Raw genomic sequence first — 19,852 nt, forward strand, 5'->3', positions numbered from 1 at the left:
GCTGTCATATTGGAAATGCTTGTGCACAACTGGTTTTGTGCCACCAACTAACAGTTCTGTCACATTGCTTGAGTGTCCAACAAGAGGCGTGTATCTTGAATGGTGGAGGTGACAGTGATGAAACGACGCACGTTAAAAGCATTGGAATTGATGATCATGGTGATCGGGTTATTGATGATGCATGTGATCATTGTTTTGGTGTTTGAATCGTTTGTTGCTGGCATGTTGGCTTATGGCTTATGGATGGCGGCGGTGTTAGTGGTGGGCCACTACACCAACCAATTGCGTTTGGCGCAATTACGCCGCTTGTGGGGGCTTGCAGACGAGTTGGGCTTGAATGCGCAAGCGATCGCGCATAAAGCCCCAAGATATTCAGCAAGTCAATGGCAGGCATCACGACCAGAAAACTTGCAATTTTTCCCAGCTGCACATACTGTCGCGGAACTTTGCGACGAGTTAACGCTGCTGGTCGCCACGCGCACTGGGGTGTGTTAAGGCATTGAGCTTTCGTCATTTGGCGGAAGCTTTTTATTTTGAACGTCTCGCGGAAGTCTTTTGCCAAAAAGGCTTTTTTTGTTGTTGACGGCAAAGTTTGGCACAAGTGTGGTTGTGCCAAGCCGCGATATCGGCGATTTCCAAGCGTAAACATTGCGTGTCTGTACGCAATGGTGTACAAATGAACTCATAGTGTCCATACACCGATGTAAATATATTAAATTGCAATTATTCAAAAGCAGTTGCACGCAGGAGGCAGGCTTTCATGAAAAAAGTGATCATTGTAGGTGGCGGGTTAGCTGGGTGTTATGTGGCGACCCAGTTACAAGCGACTTGTGACGTCGTGATCGTGACCAAAGCCGATCAGCGCGCCAGCAATTCGATGCTGGCCCAAGGCGGCATTGCCGCGTCTTTGGATCCAGGCGACAGTCCTGAAGCCCATGAAGCCGACACGATGAAAGCGGGGGTTTATCATAACCGAGAACGCGCCGTCAAACAGTTGGTGACCACCGGCCCACAATTATTGAAACAATTGATCCAAAAAGGGATGCCTTTTGACCGGCAAGCAGACGGCAGTTTGAGTTTTGGCTTGGAAGGCGCGCACAGCTTCCACCGCATTTTACATACCAATGGTGATCGCACCGGCGAAGCGTTGACGAGCTTTGTGCAAAGTTTGTTGCATGATGTGACTTGGGAGACGCACACGGAAGCTTTGGCTTTGGCGGTATCGGACAACCGTTGCCAAGGCGTGGTGGTGCGGCATTTGGCTACTGGCAAGCAAGAAACGTTGGCGGCTGATGCGGTGGTATTGGCCACAGGCGGGTTAGGGAATTTGTTTGATTTTACCACCAATGACCACACGGTGACAGGAGATGGGATCGCGTTGGCTTCGCGCGCTGGCGCCCATTTGGCGGATATGGCGTTTGTTCAATTTCACCCGACGCTGTTGAGCTTGAATCACCGCTGTTATGGCTTGATCACCGAAGCGATCCGCGGCGCTGGCGCCGTGTTAGTCGATGAAAATGATCACCACATCATGGCGGGCGTGCCGCGTCAAGATCTGGCGCCGCGTGACGTGGTGGCGCGGCATTTGACCGCTTGGCAAGCACAAGGCCATCAGCTATTTTTGGATATTTCTGCGGTCAAAGATTTTGAACAGCATTTTCCCGGTGTTTCTGACAATCTGGACAACCATCATGTCCCGTTTCGCCAAACCAAGCGCATTCCCATTCAGCCAGGCGCGCATTTCATGATGGGTGGCGTGGACACGGATCTCAATGCGCAAACTTCGATCGACCGGCTCTGGGCAGTCGGTGAAGTCGCGTGCAACGGGGTGCATGGCGCCAATCGCTTAGCCAGCAACTCGCTGTTGGATTGTTTGGTCAGCGGCCAAAAAGCGGCCGACGCGATCGATCAATTGCCAGCGGAAAACTTGCCCGACTTGCCGTTGCCGCAAAGTCGCCCAGTCGTGCCACAACTGCCGAGTTTGGAAACCTTGCAACACCGCGCTTGGGAAGAACTGGGCGTCGAGCGCACCCGCGAGCAGTTGCACGACTTTTTAGGGTGGCTGAGTCAGTTCAATTATGACCAAGTGGATGTGTTGACTTGGTCAGCAGATGAACTAACGGTCGCGAATTTGTGCTTGTGCAGTCAACTGATCGCTCAAGCGGCTTTGGCTGAGCCGAAGAGCTTAGGGGCGCATTACGTGAAGGAGGCCTAACCATGCTGTTGACCGAATTGAAACAAAAACAAGCATTCAGCCGCTACTATGATGAAGATCCAGCCGACCAGATCGCGCGGATCCAAGCCATCAAAGCGGACTTTGGCGAGCGCTTGTTGTTAGTGGCGCATCATTATCAAAAAGATGAAGTGGTGCAATTTGCTGACGCCACTGGGGATTCGCTGAAGTTGGCGCAAATTGCCGCCAGCAACCACACCGCGCAAAAAATCGTCTTTTGTGGCGTGCATTTTATGGCCGAAACTGCTGATATTTTAACTGGCGACGATCAAGACGTGATCTTGCCTGACCCAATGGCAGGGTGTTCCATGGCGGACATGGCCAATTCCTACCAACTCAACGCGGCTTGGCAGGATTTGACCACGCAATATGGCGACACCATTATTCCAGTGACTTATGTGAATTCGACTGCGGCGATCAAGGCATTTGTCGGCGAACATGGCGGGGTAGTCGTCACCAGCGGCAATGCCAAAAAAATCGTCACCTGGGCGCTGAATCAAGCCAAACATTTGTTGTTTTTACCGGATCAATATCTCGGTCGCAACACTGCCATGGCATTAGGCGTGCCAGCAACACAAATCGGGTTGTGGGATGCGCAAGCTGGCCGATTGGCAACCCCTGGCGACTACCGGGTGGTGCTGTGGAATGGCTATTGTTCTGTCCATCAACAGTTTGCCGTCGAGCAGATCACGAGTTTGCGCGCCAAGTATCCAGACATCAAAGTCATCGTGCATTCAGAATGCAAGCATGAAGTGGTGATGGCCGCCGACGCTTCAGGATCCACTGGGGACTTGATCCACTACATTCAACAAGCCCCAGCAGGCACCCGCATCGCGGTAGGGACCGACAACAATTTGGTGGGCCGCTTGATCCACACCTACCCTGACAAAAAAGTCATGTACCTGAATCCATATTCGTGTGCTTGCATTTTGATGAATCGCATCGACTTGCCGCATTTAGCTTGGACGATGGATGAATTAAGTGCTGGCCGTGATGCCAATGTGATCACTGTCGACGCCCAAACGGCACACTGGGCCAAAGTCGCTTTGGATCGCATGTTGGCTCTGAGCTAGGAGGAAAAAGTCATGATCTATTTTGATCACGCCGCCACCACGCCGATGAGCGAAGCGGCGCTAGAGGCGTATGCCGAAGTGGCGAGACATTTTTATGCCAATAGCGAAAGTTTGCATCGCGCTGGCAATGATGCCGGCCAGTTGGTGCAAGAGGCTCGGCTGGCAGTTGCCGGTTTGTTGAACGTGCCAGCAGACGGGTTGATCTTCACCAGTGGCGGCACCGAAGCCAATCAATTAGGGATCCAAGCGCTGGCTGAAGGCAGCACGCATCGCGAGCTCTTAGTTAGCCCGTTGGAGCATTCATCAGTTTATGAGATCATCGACCGCTTGGTACGCCTTGAAGGCTACACCATGCGCGAATTGCCAGTGGATGCCAAAGGGCACGTGACCCCTGAGGCGTTAAGCGCAACGCTGAGTGCAGATACTGCTTTGGTGGTCGTGCAAGCGGTCAACGCCATCACTGGCATCACTCAAGACGTCACGGGGTTAAATGCGGTGGCGCAAGCTCAAGGCGTCCCGATGTTTGTGGATGCAGTGCAAGGCGTCGCCAAAGTGCCGCTGGCGTTAGCTGATCTGGCCGGATTTGCCGTCAGCGCCCACAAGTTCAATGGCCCGAAAAGTTGTGGCTTTGTATATTTATCACCAGCTGTGATGTCCCAACCCCGATTTCACAACGTTTTTCAACAAAATGGCTACTTGCCTGGCACCATGGATGTCCCTGGAATCGTCAGTGCCGAAACTGCGCTAGAAGCGGCGATGGCGGCGCGCGATGCTAGCTTAGCGAAGCTCACTGATCTGCGGGATCGGCTATTGAGCAAGCTTGCGGATACCATTACGCCAGTGGTGCCAAATGCTGGCTATCCTGGGATCATCGGATTGTTGTTGCCGCACACCCAAGGCCAAGAAGCCGCGACTTGGTTGGGGCAACATGGCATTTGCTTGTCCACCGTCAGTGCTTGCAGTATCAAAGACCCACGGCCAGACAAAACGTTGCAAGCCCTTGGGCTAAGCGTTGACCAAGCGGCGCGGTATATTCGCGTGTCGCTTGGGCCAAGCAACACGCAAGCAGAAGTGGACCAAGTGGTTGCCGTATTAAATGAACGTTACGCTTAACAAAAATCGCGCCTGATCCGTTTTCACGAGTCAGGCGCGATTTTTATATGTCATTGATTTAGTCTTCTGGGTTCATACTCACAGCCGCTTGGCGATCCATCAACTTGATGATGGTCATAAAGCCCACGGTCCAAACTAACCCGCCGATCGCTGGCCAAATGGCTTGCGAGCCAGTGATAAACAAGCTGGCATAGATCAAAGCGAAAAAGCCGATCACCAAGGGACTGGTGAATTTGTATGCCGGCATTAAGAAGCCTTCAGGATCAAAGTCGACCGATTGGCGATACTTGCGATGCGCCATCATCGTCAACAAGTACACGATAATGTACAGATCAGACGACACACTGGTGATAAACGCAAAGGCGTCAGTGATCTGTGGCAGCGAGTTGAGGATCGGGCCGATCAACACCAATATGGCTGAGAACAAAATGCCACGCGCAGGAACGCCGGTGCGCGAAATTTTGCGGAAATGCGCCATGAATTTCGAGTGCTTGGTGTCTAAGGCCAACTGGTAAAAATGCCGGCCAGCTGAATACATGTATGAGTTCAACGCCGAAGCGGCAGCCGTCAACACCACAAAGTTGATCACGGCGGCGGCAGCTTTCATGCCGGCTAATTGGAAGACTTGCACGAAAGGCGATTGGGTCGGGTCAAGAGAATGCCATGGGTAGATGGCCATGATGATCGCGATGGCGCCGATGTAAAACAACAACACCCGATAAATGATCTCGTTGATCACTTTTGGCAACACTTTGCGGGGATCTTGGGTTTCGCTGGTGGTGATGCCGATAAATTCCATGCCTTGAAAGGCAAAAAATACCATTGGAAAGGCGGCAATAAAGCTCATCACGCCGTTTGGAAACATGGAAAAGCCGCGGGTGATATTGCCAAAGCTGGCGTGGCCGACTGGCGTTTTGTAATTGGTGAAGACTAACACCAACCCGACAAGGATCATCACGACAATCGCGGTGATCTTGATCATGGCAAACCAAAACTCCGCTTCACCAAACAACCCAACGGCGATCAAGTTGATCGACACTAAAATCGCTAATACGCCGATTTGGATCGCCCAAGTCGGCCAACTCGGGAACCAGAACTGGACGTATTTCGACACCGCCGTCAGTTCAGCCATCGCCACGAAAATAATGCCCAGCCAATAAGTCCAGCCAGCAAAGTAGCCAACGGTGTTGCCTAAATATTTACCGATAAAGGAAATGAACGTATGTTTATCAGGATCGTGGTACATCATTTCCCCGATCCCGCGCATCATCAAGAAGAAGATCACGCCTAAGATCAAGTAAACCAGCAAAATCGATGGGCCGGTTTTCATGATGGAATTGCTGGCACCTAAGAACAACCCAGTGCCGATGGTGCCACCTAAGGCGATCATTTGCACATGTCGTTTGGTCAATTCACGTTTGGTGCCATCTGCGTTTTGCTTGCTTGCCATGCATTCTCCTACTTTCTGAAAAAATCTCACGCTTTCTATGGTACCGGCCAAAAAGCGCTGGTGCAACGTGCCACGGCTTGAATACCTTAATGAAAACGCGTCGTGACGGGCTTAAGTGAAGAACGTGAAATTTATCAAGATTTAGATGAATAGAATTCATCTATAAGCTGTTAAGAGGATATTACCCTATTTGTGAAGTCGCCGCTGATTCGTGCAACAAAAAATCAGGCACCTGCAAGTACCTGATCGTTCATCACTTAATAATCGAGATCGTCGCTAGACAAGTTCGCGCCGTTAGTGGCGATCACCCGCTGATACCAAGCAAAGGATTCTTTGCGGCTGCGCGCGCCTGAACCTTTGCCTTCATCGTCGAGGTCGACATAAATGAAGGCGTAGCGCTTGGACATTTCCCCAGTGGATGCTGACACCAAATCGATGCAGCCCCAAGGGGTGTACCCCATTACCGGCACGCCATCAGCCAAAGCGCCTTCAATGGCTTTGATGTGATCGCGTAAATAATCAATGCGATAGTCATCAAAAATGCGCCCATCAGCTTCGACTTGGTCATGTGCGCCTAAACCATTCTCCACCACGAATACTGGCACTTGGTAGCGGTCATATAATTCATTCAACGCAATGCGTAAGCCAGTTGGGTCGATTTGCCAACCCCAGTCGCTGGCTTTGAGGTATGGATTTTTGACACCACCCATTAAATTCCCAGCAACGGTATCTTTGGTTTCACCAGTCACTTCTGTCGCGCTGGACATATAATAAGAAAAGCTTAGAAAATCGACGTGATAGTCTTTAAGCAGCGCCAATTCTTCAGGCGTACGATCCAAGTCGGCTTCAGTCAAACCAAATTCAGCTAAATAGCGATGGGTGTATGCGGGGTATTCACCGCGCACCTGTACATCGGCACAAAAGAAGTTGAAGTCTTGATTGTGTTGCAAGTTGGCCAGTTGGTTGACTGGATTGGCATTGTACGCATAGCTGGTGGCATAAATGATCATGTTGCCCATTTGGATCTTTGGGTTCACGCGCCGCGCAGTTTGGACTGCATAAGCTGACGCGACGAATTGGTTATGCCAAGCTTGGAAGATCGCCTTTTTTGGCGTGTCGCCAACCATGCCTTGCGACAACACAGGGAAATGTGCGGCGGAGTTGATCTCATTAAAGGTGAGGAAGTATTTGACTTGATCGCCCCAGCGTTGGATCACCGTGTCGGCGAAGCGCTTGAAGAACGTGATCAGCTGTTTGTTTTTCCAGCCGCCATAGTTCACCGCCAAATTCAGTGGCAATTCGTAATGCGACAAGGTGATGACAGGCTCGATATGGTGCTTCAAGCAAGTCGCGATCACATCATCATAAAAGGCCAGCCCATTTTCATTGGCGTTGTCTTCCGTGCCTTGGGGAAACAGCCGGCTCCAAGCGATCGAAAAGCGATAGCATTTAAAGCCCATTTCGGCAAACATGGCGATGTCTTGTTTGTAATGATGGAAGAAATCGATCCCTTCATGGTTGGGATAGGTATATTTCGTCTCATCGATGGTCCAATCAAAATTCGGGTCTTGGACGATCTTCAGCCGATCTTTGCCACCAGGTAACGCGTCGTCGATCGACGGGCCACGGCCGCCTGCTTGCCAGCCGCCTTCAAGTTGATTGGCAGCAGTGGCGCCGCCCCATAAGAAATGCTTTGGAAAACTCATAAAAGTATACTCCTTTCAGCGTAAGCGCTACCGTTATTGTAACACAACCCCGCCAAAACCAAGCCAATGGTGCTTTCAGTAGGCGCAGAAGTTGCAAATTGCCAGTTTGCATGGTATCTTGACCACAAAGTTGCCTTGGGCTTTTACTGGGTCGATTAGCAAGGCAATAAATCAAAGCGGTGAGACTTTTTGGCCTAGACCACTACCAGTTTCCGTGCTACACTGTAACTGTTGAGAAACGGCAAACTTCTATGAAGGAGATCATCTAATGAGCTACTACATCCATGCGGACAAGTTTTTCCTGAAGAACACCACTGAAAACGGTGGTTGGCTTGAAATCACTGACGACGGCAAGTTTGGGGACTACATCCCAACTTATGGCCAAAAGCCAACTGGCGAGATCAAAGACTATGGGGATCAATGGATCGCCCCAGGGTTGGTCGACACCCATATCCATGGTTCTTTAGGCCATGACGTGATGGACAACGACTGGGCAGGCATCAACGAAATGTCTGAAGGCTTGTTGAAAACTGGTGTCACCAGCTGGTTGCCAACGACTTTGACTGGTCCTTTTGACCAATTGAACGCCGTATGCAAAACCATCGGCGAACATGCTGGCGAAGAAACTGGCGCGAAGATCCAAGGGATTTATTTCGAAGGCCCATACTTCACTGAAGAACACAAAGGCGCGCAAAACCCGAAGTACTTCCGCGACCCGTCCATTGAAGAATATGACGAATGGCAAAAGTCGGCCAAAGGCATGTTACAAAAAATGGCCTTGGCCCCAGAACGCGATGGCGCTGTTGAATTCGTCAAGCACATGGCCCAAGATGGCAAAGCCGTCGCCTTAGGGCATTCTTCTGCCACTTTTGAACAAGCCAAAGCCTGTGTTGAAGCTGGCGCCACGGTATTTTGCCACACCTTCAACGGCATGTCTGGCTTGACTCACCGCGAACCTGGGATGGTCGGCGCCGCGATGTTCATGAATATCGTTGACGACGAATTGATCTGTGACGGCCACCATGTGCGCCCAGAAGTTGCTGACGCGTTGATCAGAGAAAAGACCCCAGAACACATCGCCTTGATCACTGACTGCATGTCTGCTGGCTTGATGCCAGAAGGCGACTACATGTTAGGCGAATTTCCAGTGATCGTTAAAGACGGCACCGCGCGCTTAAAGAACGGCGGCAACTTAGCCGGCTCCATCTTGAAGCTCAACGACGCCATCAAAAACGTTGTCGACTGGAACCAAAACACCCCAGAAGAAGCAGTGATGATGGGGGCTTATGTCCCAGCCAAGTCTTCGAAGATCGACGACAAGTGTGGTAGCATCTTACCAGGCCGCGACGCTGACTTCTTGGTCTTGAACAAAGACATGACTTTGTCTGAAACTTATCTGGACGGCGTTTCTCGCTACCAAGCTTAATTCAATCAAATCGTATCGTTTAAAAGATCCCGGTGATTTAGGGATCTTTTTTTGGTGGTGATTTTCCTAAAATCAAGGACTTTAGGCCGATTTATCCGATACCCATATTTGCTAGAATAAGCGTACAATTTTACTTTTGGAGGTGCTCTACAGTAACTAAACAATGTGCCCTAATGTGTTAATTTGCAGCATTTCGTCGACCTGCAGTAATCAAGTGGAAGGCAGATCGACACAATGTGACAAGATGATAAACTCGTGAAAAATTTCTGACTGATGCATGGAGACAGGGTGGTGGCTTTCATCTTGTCTTGACAATGAAATTTCATCTTCATTTGCTATGCTGTTTATAAGCGAAATGGAGGTGAAAACATGCTGAGAACACACAAGATCCGCTGCTATCCAAACGCGACGATGCGCCGAGCATTTGTCCAAGCCTGCGATTACCGACGCTATTGTTACAACCAAGCGCTTGCTACTTGGAACGAGATGTATGATGCTTCAGTGGTGTTGGCAGACAAGACAGCGCGACCCAATGAACGTAAGGTTCGAGATGAATTGGTCGCCAACAAAGCTGATTGGCAGTATGGCTGCTCAGCGCGAATCTTGCAATTGGCGGTTCACGATTTAGCCCGAGCCTGGGCAAATTTCTTCAACCCTAAAATGCCAGATCATAAAAAACCTCGGTTTAAGTCGAAAAAGCGTAGTCGCAAAGCCTTTAAAACAGACAGAGCAACCATTGTGAATGGCAAGTTGCGGCTGGATAAACCTCGAGGATACTGTGATGGTTGGTATGACATCCGCTTAGCTGAAGCACCGCGGTGGTCAGGTCCTGTCAAATTGGCTTCGATTGTCAAAGAAGCAGATGGTTACTATGCTTGTCTTAACATCGAGATTGCAGAGCCTGATCCATTGCCTGAAAACCAGCGGATTTGTGGTATTGATGCCAATACTGGTAAATTCGTCTATAGTGACGGCGAAACAATGTCGGCCATCCGCGTATTGACTGAGCAACTTGCTAGTTTGTATAACCAAGTATCCTTGTATCAGCGGCGACTTGCGCGCAAGCGTCATGCAAATCCAAATCACTATCGTTCAAATAATTATCGCGTAACGAGAACCAAGTTACAGCGGACCTACCAGAAAGTGACGCGGATTCAAAATGACCTTTTGCAAAAGTTTACGACCCTGTTGGTTCAAACCAATGGCACGATCGCCATTGAAGACTTGGACGTCAAGCACATGAAGATGAACAAACGACTAGCGAAGAAGTTACATCGCTCGTTGTTTGGTCGCTTCAAGATACTGATGAAGGAAAAGTCACAGTTGTACGGGCGTCAGTTGGTGATAGTTGATCGTTTCTATCCGAGCACACAGCGGTGTAGTCGCTGTAGCTTGGTGAAAACAGGCGATGATAAACTGACGCTGGCCGGTAATGCGCTTCACAGGACCAAACATCACGAGTTTCATTGTTACGGTTGCGGCGCTCAACTTGAGCGCGACGAAAATGCTGTACAAAACTTGATTCAATACGCTCAGGGGCAGGCTATGTCCTAAAGGTTCAAGAGCCAGTCAATGTTGCTAGGTGTATACCGACGTAAGAATACTGGTGTTAACGGGACCAAATGAAATCAGAATGTACAACTAAGAAAGGAAATATATAATCCTTTACTAGTGTCATTAGACATTCTTCCACATTTTATATAGCAGGTTCTGTGATGCCAACTGCCACATTTTATCGCTTACCGACGCCTAAACGCGCGCGCATCGTGCAAGCGGCGTATACCGAATTTGCCCGCGCGACTTATCCTGAAGCTAGCGTTTCCAATATCATTCGCCAAGCGCAATTGGCGCATCGAAGCTTCTATCAATACTTCCAAGACAAAGCCGATATTTTTGATTATTTGTTGCGCCTGCAACAAAATCGCACCCTTGCTTGGATGCAAGACGTGTTGACCGAAGAAAACCACGACTTTTTTTCCGCGATCGCCATTGTGTTTGACCATTTGATCGACATGTTAGCCACCGGACCTTATGCGCCGTTTTATGCCAATGTCTTTGATTATGTGCAACAACGTGACCCTAAGCGCTTGGCAGCGCAGCCGCAAGCAGGCGCGGCCAAGTATTTACGCGAGCATCTCGACCGCAGCCAGCTCAAGGTCCAAACCGATGATGAAGTTGATCTGTTGATCGACGAAGTGCTGGGGATGTTTATCCAAACCATGAGTGCATATTTCCAACAACCTGGGGAAAAAGGGTCAGTGGATACGTTAAAGCAACAAGTTGCGCGGCAATTGCAGTGGCTTTCTGCTGGTTGTGTCCGCTGCGAAAAATAGTCTCAAATGAAGCGTCAAGCGCAGGCTTGGCGCTTTTTTCGTGGGTTGAAAAAGGTATAGGATCTGCCGATTTGGTGCGAGACGCGAACAAATGATCATAAGCAGAAAAGAATATTCAGATACGATGATGGTGCAATGTGGGGTCACGACACTGGGACAAGTGTTTAACGACGGTGAACAAATTTTGGGTAAATAACAGGCAGATGTTTTGAATCCGCTTCAAAAGCCTAGTCTTTTGGCATTTGTCGGTATGGCCATACGCCAATTTGTTCCCGAAATGGAGTACAAATCCAAATCTGTATAAGGATTCTTATAAAAGCTGAACCCCACACACCACATATCAGGCTTATATTTTTATTAACGAAATGTGCGGAAACTGCTAGTGGGGGCTGGCAGGCACGAAGGAGGAATATGGGTATGACAAAACGAATCGATATGGTCGGCCGACGCTTTGGCCGTTTAGTCGTTACAGCGTATGCAGGTCGCGATAGTCACAATGGTAATGCACTATGGGAATGTGCTTGCGATTGCGGCAATACAGTGGTGACTGATGGATACCGCTTGCGCCATGGCTCCACCAGCTCTTGTGGCTGCTGGCGGCGCGAAGTCAGTGTGGTCAATGCCCATAAGAATCCGGCCTTTGTCGCGCACATTGGCTCACGGGCTGGTTTTGGGATCCATGATGGCGTCAACTTACAAGCCTCGTTGATCCCACGGCGCAATAATCGCTCAGGTGTGCCTGGCGTATCGTTTGATAAGACTTCTGCACACTGGGTCGCGCGTTTGATGTTGCGCGGGCATTATGTGCTCAATCAAATGTTTGTTAATTACGGCGATGCTGTTGCCGCGCGTCGCGAAGCCGAAGAACGGTATTTGACGCCGGAAGTCCAACGGCAATTAGACGCGGCACCAGATTCTCGCAGCTTACAGCGGGTATTGGCAGTGGTTGCCGCACGCAAACGGTAACGAAGATGTTGATCAGGTGAGGGCCATGATCGACGGTAGCAAAAAAGTTGGGGCGATTCATCTAGGCAGCTAAACCAGGGGGAGTGGGGACTTTGATCGACTATGCAGAATTATTTCTAGAACGTGCCGATTGGTTGAAGTACCAACTCTATGCCGTATTGGCCAGACCTTATGTCAAAGACGTCACCATCACCGATCTGGCAGTGATGCTCAACAGTAAATATCAACCCACCTATAACGTGTTTCAAGAATTACTGGATGACTTAGTTGATCTGTCTGGCGTTCCTCGGGAGAATGTTCGCACCGCCATGCTGGCTGGCGTCGACTTGCCGATCTCCTTGGATGCCTACCGCGCTAATTTGGTGCAACATTCGCTGGTGTATCACATCATCGATTATATGATCAAATCGCCAAGTCCTAGCCCTAATCAGTTCTGTGATCAAGAATTCGTTAGTCGCTCAACGATCTCGCGAAAAGTCAAACCGCTCAATGATCTGTTAAAGCAATACGGCTTGAAGTTGAAGCTGGCTAAGTTCACTTTTGAAGGGTCCGAAGTCAACATTCGCTATTTCTTGTTCACCATGTACTGGTGGGCGTATCGCGGGATCGTGTGGCCGTTTCCCACTGTCGATCGCGCGCAGCTGGAAAGTGAGTTTGATGCCATCAGCATTGTGGAAGATCGGCCGTTGACCCATTTGCAACAACTGTACTTTCTGGCCATCAGCCACTTGCGCGTCGGCAAACAAGCGCGGATCAAACCTACTGAAAGCTTGAATGCTTTTGATATCAAGATCAAAATGCATCGTTTGCGTCAAGGCTCAGTGCGACCACCGTTTATGCCAGTGGATGTGGCGGCGTTCAACTTTTTCCAGATCAGTCAACCACGCTTTGATATGAAAACGCGGGTGCCGGAAGCGGCGGCAGTGGAATTGCAACTGTTGACAGACGATTCATCATCGACAGTCATCGATACTTTAGTCGCTGGCGTGTACCGCCAAGAATGCGGCGATTTAGATGATGATCTTTACTTAAACTTGTTGCGCGTGATCAATGGGTTCTTGATCGCTTCAGGGCCGGTGCCACAAGCCCAAGATTATGTTGGCGGCCCGCAGATCCCAGTGACACCCGAGCTTGAACAATTGCTCAGCCAAGTGGTGGCCAGCTTACCGAAAACAGCGACGTTTGAGGTTTTCCGCAAGTTCGAAGCACGCTTTATCGCCACTCTCGGCCCCTTGATCAGCCCATACTTAGATGGGGTATCGTCGCATCGCCGCTTGCAAGTGCGTTTGTCCGTGGATCCAATGAGCGAAGGTTATCACGACTTGACCGGTTTTATCAATTGTGTGCCTTGGGTCGCTGGGGTGAGTGCTTCCACTTGTGATATCGTCATTGGCAATCGCGACAGCTTGCGCGATGAACAACCAGATTTCACCTGGTATCCCAATGCGTTGGAGCTGTCGCCATATCGTGAAAGCTTGATCCAAACCTTAGTTGAAAAGCAGACCCACTTAAATGAAGTTGGGTAATGAAAAGGAGACGTATGCAGTCTCCTTTTTAAATAGAGCGAATTTCAAATTGTAGGTACAATTCAACAACGGATTTCAATTAATCTTTAAAAATATGAATTTGAAAAAATCGCTTGACGTCGAAATTGTTAACCCCATAAACGCCTTAAATCGCCGCATTTAACCCATAAATCGCCCATTTGTATGTGGACGTTTCAATTTAAACATCTATACTTTCCAAATTTTCAAAAGCATTTTATGTAAACATGAGTAATTTGTGGCGAAATTCTAGATATACTAAAAGCATAAATTAAATATTTAAAACTTGTTCGCAAGTTGAGCAAGGGTTGGATGTCAGTCATAAACAAACATGGAGGGATCTATCATGACCAACAAAACTAAATTATCTGCAGCAGCTTTATTCTCAGCATTAGTATTAGGTGGCAGCTTCGTCGGTAGCACCGTATTTGCGGCTGACACACCACAAGCTGGGCCTGATCCTACAAAAGATGGCAGTGTTTCTGAAGTAGGCCATGCTTATGTCACCTTTACCAAGAATGAAAAAACCCCAATCCACGATCCATCAAACCCAGGTAAAGATATCACCCCAAGTAACCCAAGCGATACGACTGGTGAAACCGGCGAATTGACATTGGATGCTATTCCTTCTCAGTTAAACTTTGGGACGCAAGAATCTACAGGCGCTGGGCAAAAAGTTAATCTGTTGGCTTCCAATGATAGCAGTCGTCCGGTTTCTCAAGGCGACGATAAAAAGACCAGTGATTACACTGTTAATGGTGATCAGGTGATCTTTACCCAAGTAACCAACGTGGCCACTACTAACCCTAGCTGGTCATTATCCGCAACTATGGGTGAATTTACAGCCACTACCGGTGGCGCAACTTTACCAGGCGCGTTTATCACGTTTGGCGGTGGGACCAACGTGTTAGATAAATATGATGCCACTAGTGATACTGATGCATGGGTTTCTGGCACAGATGCTTTAGAAACTGGCGTGAAGCTGACCGCCGGTACCGGTTCCGCACAATTTGTTACCAGTAAGCAAACTGGGACTTTGCAACAACAATGGAAGGTTAAGGATGTGACATTGACCACACCACAAGCACCTGCTAAGGGCGACTACACAGCTGATATCAACTGGACTTTAACTGCCGCTCCAGATACAGGTACAACAACGCAAGATAAAACGCCAGATACAACTACTAACCCAGGCGGTGGCTCTTAAGAAACGAATTAAATGACAACAGTGACATTGGGGAGAAGCATGATATGTCACGGTTCGAGAAAGTGTGAGGGAATATGCGAAAACTAAACAAATGGTTGGTGGCTGTTTTCACTTTGGTCATGGTAAGTTTGATCGGAACGCAATCTGTCAAAGCTGCAAATACCCAAGCTGTGCCATTATCTGTGATCCCAGTCACCAACAAATACCAGGTAAACGTCAATTCAGGTTTCTACGACTTGGAAATGAAACCTGGCCAAAGTACCGAAATTTTAGTCAAACTTGCTAACTCTGGGAAAAAGGCACTCACAGTCAACTTACAAACTGTCGCGTCAACCACCGATGCAAGTTCGCATATCTCCTACACTGAGGCTAACAAACCTTATGACAGTTCAAGCAAGTATCCAGTGCCGACACTGTTCAATATTCCAAAGTCATACAGCCACTTAACGATTCCGGCTTATACGACCGCGTTGTTCCACATGCCGATGACCATGCCAAAGGAGCAATTTAAAGGCATTTTGTTAGGGGCACTACGGGTGACGCCAGTAGTCAAAAAGTCAAAAACCGCTGGGATCCACAACACTTATGGTTATTCCGTTGCGATCCGCTTGTCTAACGGCATCGACACTCAGCCTGATCTGCGCTTGAAGCAAGTCAAAGTCAATCACAATTACGCTGGAACCAATGTTGACGCGACGCTGCAAAACTTCAAACCAGCAATGTTGCGTAGTGGCAAAATCGACACGCGCGTTACTAAGCGTGGGCAAAACCGGACTTTGAAAGCTTTAGAGATCAACAAAGCCAGTGCTGCGCCGAACTCAACGTGGACCGTTTCCACACCTTGGGATGGGTCAGTGGCACCAGGTGATTACACGTTGCATGTGACTTATACCAGCACGGATCCGCAATTTTCGGGCACTAAAGTCTGGAAGTTCAGTCGTAATTTCCATATTTCGACCGTCGATGCGGCGCGGTATAACCTTACACAGATGAACATTCCATGGTGGGTATATGCGATCTTGGCAGTCATCGTCTTACTGCTGATCATTGTGATCATCTTACTCATCAAACGTCGAAAGGAGGCCAAACGCCGTGTCGAGGAGTGACTTTTATAAGCGCTTCTTGCTCGTGGTCACCATTTTATTAGGGATCTTCAGTGTCGGGAGCTACACGGTGTCTGCTGATTCGACTGAATCAGGAAGTGCCGTGGTTAGCTTCACCCACCCAACACTTAATCCCGCCAATCCACGCTTACCACTTGCTGATACCAGCGGGGATGTTGCCAACACAGGGGAGCCGGCTAAAGGCCAAAACGCTGTTGTCGTCGATACCACCCCCGAAAAAACTAAGGTAACCGATACCTCAACTTCCACCCGTCAAAGCTTACCAAACACCAGTGCACGTCAAAGCCTACCGCAAACCGGTACCGCGACGATGCCGATGGTGTTGGTCCTGATAAGCATTGCCATGGGGTTGATGATGGGTTGGCAAGTGTTGACCACCGAGCGAAAGTTAGCTAAATAACCAAAAACGAGCGCTGGGTGCCGCCAAGACGGTAAACAGCGCTCATTTTTTAGTACCAGTGCTTCCTCAAGCGTACTTAGTCAACCAGATAGCCTAGCTCACAAGCTTGAGCCCGCTCTTTGGGCTTGAGCTTGTGAGCGTAGCTATCTGCGTCGACGTTGCTTGAGGAAGCACGACGCGAACGTAACTAGGAAGAGCCCGGTCTTTGGGCTCGAGCCGCTGAGCGTAGCTATTTGCGTTGACGTTGCTGACTCAAGCACGACGCTGAACTGAAATACACGTACCACAAACTTGCCGGAAAAGGGGAACCCAGCATGCGCATTTGGAAACGGATCAACTTGATATTAGCTATGCTGGTGCTGCTTGTCAGCGTGCTGGCAGTGGGCAAGCTGGGCTTTGGCTGGTATTTACAGCGCCAAGTCACCCCACAAAAAGTCGTGATCGGCGCGCCGAGTGCCCCGCAATCTGGATCAAATTCGAAGTTGCGGTTGTCGAATTTTCACTTCAGTTATGGGGTGGATTTCTTGAAGCGGCCAACGCTGATCGTCCAATATCAGCTGACTAATAAAGGCGGCGAAACTGCCTGGCCACAATACGTGCTGGATTCCAACGTCGTGTTTGCCCAACAAACCAACGCCGGCACCACCAGCGTGTTGGCTAAAACCGACGTCGCCTCAGGACAAATGAGTTTTTTGATGCAAAATTATCAAGAAAATTCTGACATTTTGTTGCGCGACGGGGAAACCGCGACGATGGTGGCGACATACCGCCTGGAAAGTCGCAATCGGCCAGTATCGATGATCGTCGGCAAAAAGCCGCGTGAAACCATTAAGCCATGGACCTTAAAGCAGGTGAAAGCAGATGAATAAACGTTGGCAACAAGCGCTGATCTCAACCATTTTGGTGGCGGTGTTGGTGGTGTTGGGCTTATATCTTGCCCAAGACGCCATTGCCGCTTGGGTGGTGCGGCATAATACCGTCACGGTATCTACGACGACAGTTAAAGCTGCGATCAAAAAACAAAAACCTACTTACCAATTCGATCAAGTCAAACCTTTGTCACTGGCGAGCTTGAGTCAAGCGGCAGTGTCCAAACACGACGTCGCTGCGGTGGGCAAGTTGGTGGTGCCGGAATTGAATTTGAATCTGCCGATCGTGTTAGGGGTGGGTAATGCGCAACTGGCTTTTGCCGCGGGCACATTGAACCCTGGGCAAACCATGGGTAAAGGTAACTACGCTTTAGCCGGTCATCATATGGCTAATGACGAACGCGTCTTGTTCGGGCCGTTGGTGAAATCGCAAGTCGGCATGCAAGTGTATGTGTCCGACATGTCTAAAGTTTACGTGTATCAAATTTATGCGCGCAAATACATTAAAGCCACGGCAGTATCCATTTTAAATGAAACCAGTCAACCGGAATTGACGTTAGTGACCTGTGACGACGATGGCACTGGGCGCTTGGCGATCCAAGCGCGCCTGACTGCCACGGCGAAGTTATCAGAAGTGCCGAAGTCGCTACAAGCCTTGATCGAAAAGAATGTGTGAGAAAACCTATGGGGAAAATGAATTATTTTGTCGGCAGAGGGATCGACTTGCGTTTGACTGGTATTGAACAAGCTCAGTTGAACCGACTGCATCTGTTTGAAAAATATGGCCAACGGGCCAAGATCTTGCGCTTCACCTATTCGCGCAACGCCCATCAAGACGCAGCGCGCTTTGGGTTAAACGATTCACAGCTGTGCAACATGTTTGATTGGCTACAACATGCCGAAACCTTCTCCAGTCAGCCGGTGTTGTTGCGCGATGTGGTGGAACCGACTGCCGAATTGCGTGCAGCTGGCGTAGAAGGTGACGTGTCTGCGGTCAATATGATTGTCAATCGCCGTGTAGTCAAGCAAGTCCGATACACCACAGCGACTCAGCAAGTTCAACAAGTGCTGGTAGTTGATGGCAATGGCAAGGTCACACACACCGACAGTTACGATTCCCGCGGCTTTCTTAGCCGGCGTAGTTTGTTTTCAACAACTGGCAAACATTACGCTGACGATTATTTCACGCCAGATGGTGAATCGGTTTTGCACGTCGACTATAAAGGTGATTCCCATTTTGGTATTCGGCAGCTGGTGAGCGCTGATGGTACGGTGTATGCCCATGCGGCAGAATTACAAGGCGTTTTCTTGCACACTTTAGCTGCGCAAGAACCGGCACGCTTTTTCTATGATCGCGGCTATCAACATGAGATGTTAACTAGCCCACAATTGCCGGCAGAGAAGTATTTAATGGTGCATAACGATCACCGCGCTTATACCAGCGCCGCCACAGCATCAGAACAAGCTTTCTATGACCGGGTGCATGCCCCATACAAACCGGAAACGCACCCAGCGGCCTACCTGAGTGAATTCGCTGATCCTGGTGACCTCAGCGGCATTATCGTGTCGACCAGTCGGCAAAAAGCGGCGATTCAAGCTGACTATCCAGACTTGAAGACCCCAATGGCAGTGGCACCAGTGGGTATTGCCGATCCAATGCCGGCAGTGGTGAGCTGGGCCAGTCGCGATGCGAGCTTGTTGATCGCGGTGACCCGCATTTCCCCAGAAAAAGGGTTGCTGGATCTGATCGATGCATTCATCAAGATCCATCGTCACAATCCCAAAGCGCATTTGGAAGTTTATGGCGCACCATCTGGCGATATTGGCCGAGGACTATTGGCCCAGCTGCACGCCGAATTGCTACAAGCGGGAATGGATAACGATGTGGCATTCATGGGGTTTCGTAAAAATCTTGACGCCGTTTATGATCGCGCCGGCATGATGTTGATGACTTCTGCGACAGAAGGGTTCAACATCGCCTTGGAAGAGGCGCTCAGCCACGGCGTTCCTGCAGTCTCTTACGACGTTGATTACGGACCACGTGACATGATCACACCTGGCGTCAATGGTGAATTAGTGCCACACGGGGATGTCAATGGGTTGGCGCAACAGGTGCTCGACTTATTGGCTGATCCGACCCGCCAACAAAACTTGTCTGCTGGTGCTTATCGTCAGCGCAGTCAATTCTCTGCGGCGAATGTTTGGGCAGGTTATGCACGTTTTGTATCAGAAAAATAAAAATATTTTATGAACGTTGCACAGGATTTTGGTTGATTTTTTGTACTTGAATTTACAATTGAAGTGGAACATTAAGAAATAAGACTGACCCACTAGGAGACAGCGTAGAATGTTGTTTGTTGAGAACACCATTATACGGAGGTTTCCTAATGAGCCATTACAATCAGCTT

The 19,852-nt window shown here is 49.3% G+C and carries 17 protein-coding genes; 15 read left to right on the forward strand and 2 right to left on the reverse strand.

Annotation, left to right across the window (positions count from 1 at the left end):
- The first annotated feature begins 117 nt into the window (after positions 1-117).
- From ACKTSG_RS06445 to ACKTSG_RS06460, 4 genes are all read left to right on the forward strand, one after another.
- Complete coding sequence (locus ACKTSG_RS06445) at positions 118-495, forward strand: hypothetical protein (RefSeq protein ID WP_407893101.1); 378 nt, start codon at positions 118-120, stop codon at positions 493-495.
- A gap of 265 nt (positions 496-760) precedes the next feature.
- Entirely contained in the window at positions 761-2,215 is a 1,455-nt protein-coding gene (gene nadB, locus ACKTSG_RS06450) for an L-aspartate oxidase (protein ID WP_407893103.1), read from the forward strand.
- 2 nt (positions 2,216-2,217) lie between these two features.
- A complete protein-coding gene (gene nadA / locus ACKTSG_RS06455; protein ID WP_407893105.1) occupies positions 2,218-3,306 on the forward strand; it encodes a quinolinate synthase NadA in 1,089 nt (362 codons plus the stop codon).
- 12 nt (positions 3,307-3,318) lie between these two features.
- Positions 3,319-4,419: a cysteine desulfurase family protein gene (locus ACKTSG_RS06460; RefSeq protein ID WP_407893107.1), complete on the forward strand. Its 1,101-nt coding sequence runs from the start codon at positions 3,319-3,321 to the stop codon at positions 4,417-4,419.
- A 58-nt stretch (positions 4,420-4,477) separates the two neighbouring features.
- Here ACKTSG_RS06460 and ACKTSG_RS06465 read toward each other — a convergent pair whose 3' ends face one another.
- Together ACKTSG_RS06465 and ACKTSG_RS06470 are read right to left on the reverse strand one after the other, a co-directional pair.
- Positions 4,478-5,869 carry an amino acid permease gene (locus ACKTSG_RS06465; RefSeq protein ID WP_407893109.1) on the reverse strand — a complete coding sequence of 464 codons (1,392 nt, stop codon included), beginning with the start codon at positions 5,867-5,869 and terminating at the stop codon, positions 4,478-4,480.
- A 257-nt stretch (positions 5,870-6,126) separates the two neighbouring features.
- Positions 6,127-7,575 (reverse strand): glycoside hydrolase family 1 protein, encoded by a 1,449-nt coding sequence (locus tag ACKTSG_RS06470; RefSeq protein ID WP_407893111.1) that lies wholly within the window; start codon positions 7,573-7,575, stop codon positions 6,127-6,129.
- Between the two features lie 268 nt (positions 7,576-7,843).
- Between ACKTSG_RS06470 and nagA the strand changes: the two genes are divergently transcribed.
- The 11 genes from nagA (at position 7,844) to ACKTSG_RS06525 (ending at position 19,682) form a co-directional block, all read left to right on the forward strand.
- Positions 7,844-9,001, forward strand: coding sequence for an N-acetylglucosamine-6-phosphate deacetylase (gene nagA, locus ACKTSG_RS06475; RefSeq protein ID WP_407893113.1), 1,158 nt, complete (start codon positions 7,844-7,846; stop codon positions 8,999-9,001).
- A gap of 369 nt (positions 9,002-9,370) precedes the next feature.
- Positions 9,371-10,555, forward strand: coding sequence for an RNA-guided endonuclease InsQ/TnpB family protein (locus tag ACKTSG_RS06480; RefSeq protein WP_407893115.1), 1,185 nt, complete (start codon positions 9,371-9,373; stop codon positions 10,553-10,555).
- Between the two features lie 161 nt (positions 10,556-10,716).
- On the forward strand, positions 10,717-11,334 hold the full coding sequence (locus ACKTSG_RS06485) for a TetR/AcrR family transcriptional regulator (RefSeq protein WP_407893117.1): 618 nt from the start codon (positions 10,717-10,719) through the stop codon (positions 11,332-11,334).
- A 417-nt stretch (positions 11,335-11,751) separates the two neighbouring features.
- Complete coding sequence (locus tag ACKTSG_RS06490; protein ID WP_407893119.1) at positions 11,752-12,300, forward strand: alcohol dehydrogenase; 549 nt, start codon at positions 11,752-11,754, stop codon at positions 12,298-12,300.
- 92 nt (positions 12,301-12,392) lie between these two features.
- Positions 12,393-13,826 (forward strand): helix-turn-helix domain-containing protein, encoded by a 1,434-nt coding sequence (locus ACKTSG_RS06495; protein WP_407893121.1) that lies wholly within the window; start codon positions 12,393-12,395, stop codon positions 13,824-13,826.
- A gap of 364 nt (positions 13,827-14,190) precedes the next feature.
- Positions 14,191-15,051, forward strand: coding sequence for a WxL domain-containing protein (locus ACKTSG_RS06500; RefSeq protein ID WP_407893123.1), 861 nt, complete (start codon positions 14,191-14,193; stop codon positions 15,049-15,051).
- A 74-nt stretch (positions 15,052-15,125) separates the two neighbouring features.
- On the forward strand, positions 15,126-16,157 hold the full coding sequence (locus ACKTSG_RS06505) for a WxLIP family cell surface protein (protein WP_407893125.1): 1,032 nt from the start codon (positions 15,126-15,128) through the stop codon (positions 16,155-16,157).
- Positions 16,144-16,575, forward strand: a complete 432-nt coding sequence (locus tag ACKTSG_RS06510) for a hypothetical protein (protein WP_407893127.1) — start codon at positions 16,144-16,146, stop codon at positions 16,573-16,575. Before ACKTSG_RS06505 ends, ACKTSG_RS06510 begins: the two co-directional genes overlap by 14 nt.
- A 314-nt stretch (positions 16,576-16,889) precedes the next feature.
- Positions 16,890-17,444, forward strand: a complete 555-nt coding sequence (locus ACKTSG_RS06515; RefSeq protein WP_407893128.1) for a DUF5067 domain-containing protein — start codon at positions 16,890-16,892, stop codon at positions 17,442-17,444.
- Positions 17,437-18,120 carry a class A sortase gene (locus tag ACKTSG_RS06520; protein ID WP_407893130.1) on the forward strand — a complete coding sequence of 228 codons (684 nt, stop codon included), beginning with the start codon at positions 17,437-17,439 and terminating at the stop codon, positions 18,118-18,120. Before ACKTSG_RS06515 ends, ACKTSG_RS06520 begins: the two co-directional genes overlap by 8 nt.
- A gap of 8 nt (positions 18,121-18,128) precedes the next feature.
- Complete coding sequence (locus ACKTSG_RS06525) at positions 18,129-19,682, forward strand: glycosyltransferase (protein WP_407893132.1); 1,554 nt, start codon at positions 18,129-18,131, stop codon at positions 19,680-19,682.
- The last annotated feature ends 170 nt before the right edge of the window (positions 19,683-19,852 follow it).

The sequence above is a fragment of the Lacticaseibacillus salsurae genome, assembly GCF_045862175.1.
Classification (GTDB): Bacteria; Bacillota; Bacilli; order Lactobacillales; family Lactobacillaceae; genus Lacticaseibacillus; species Lacticaseibacillus salsurae.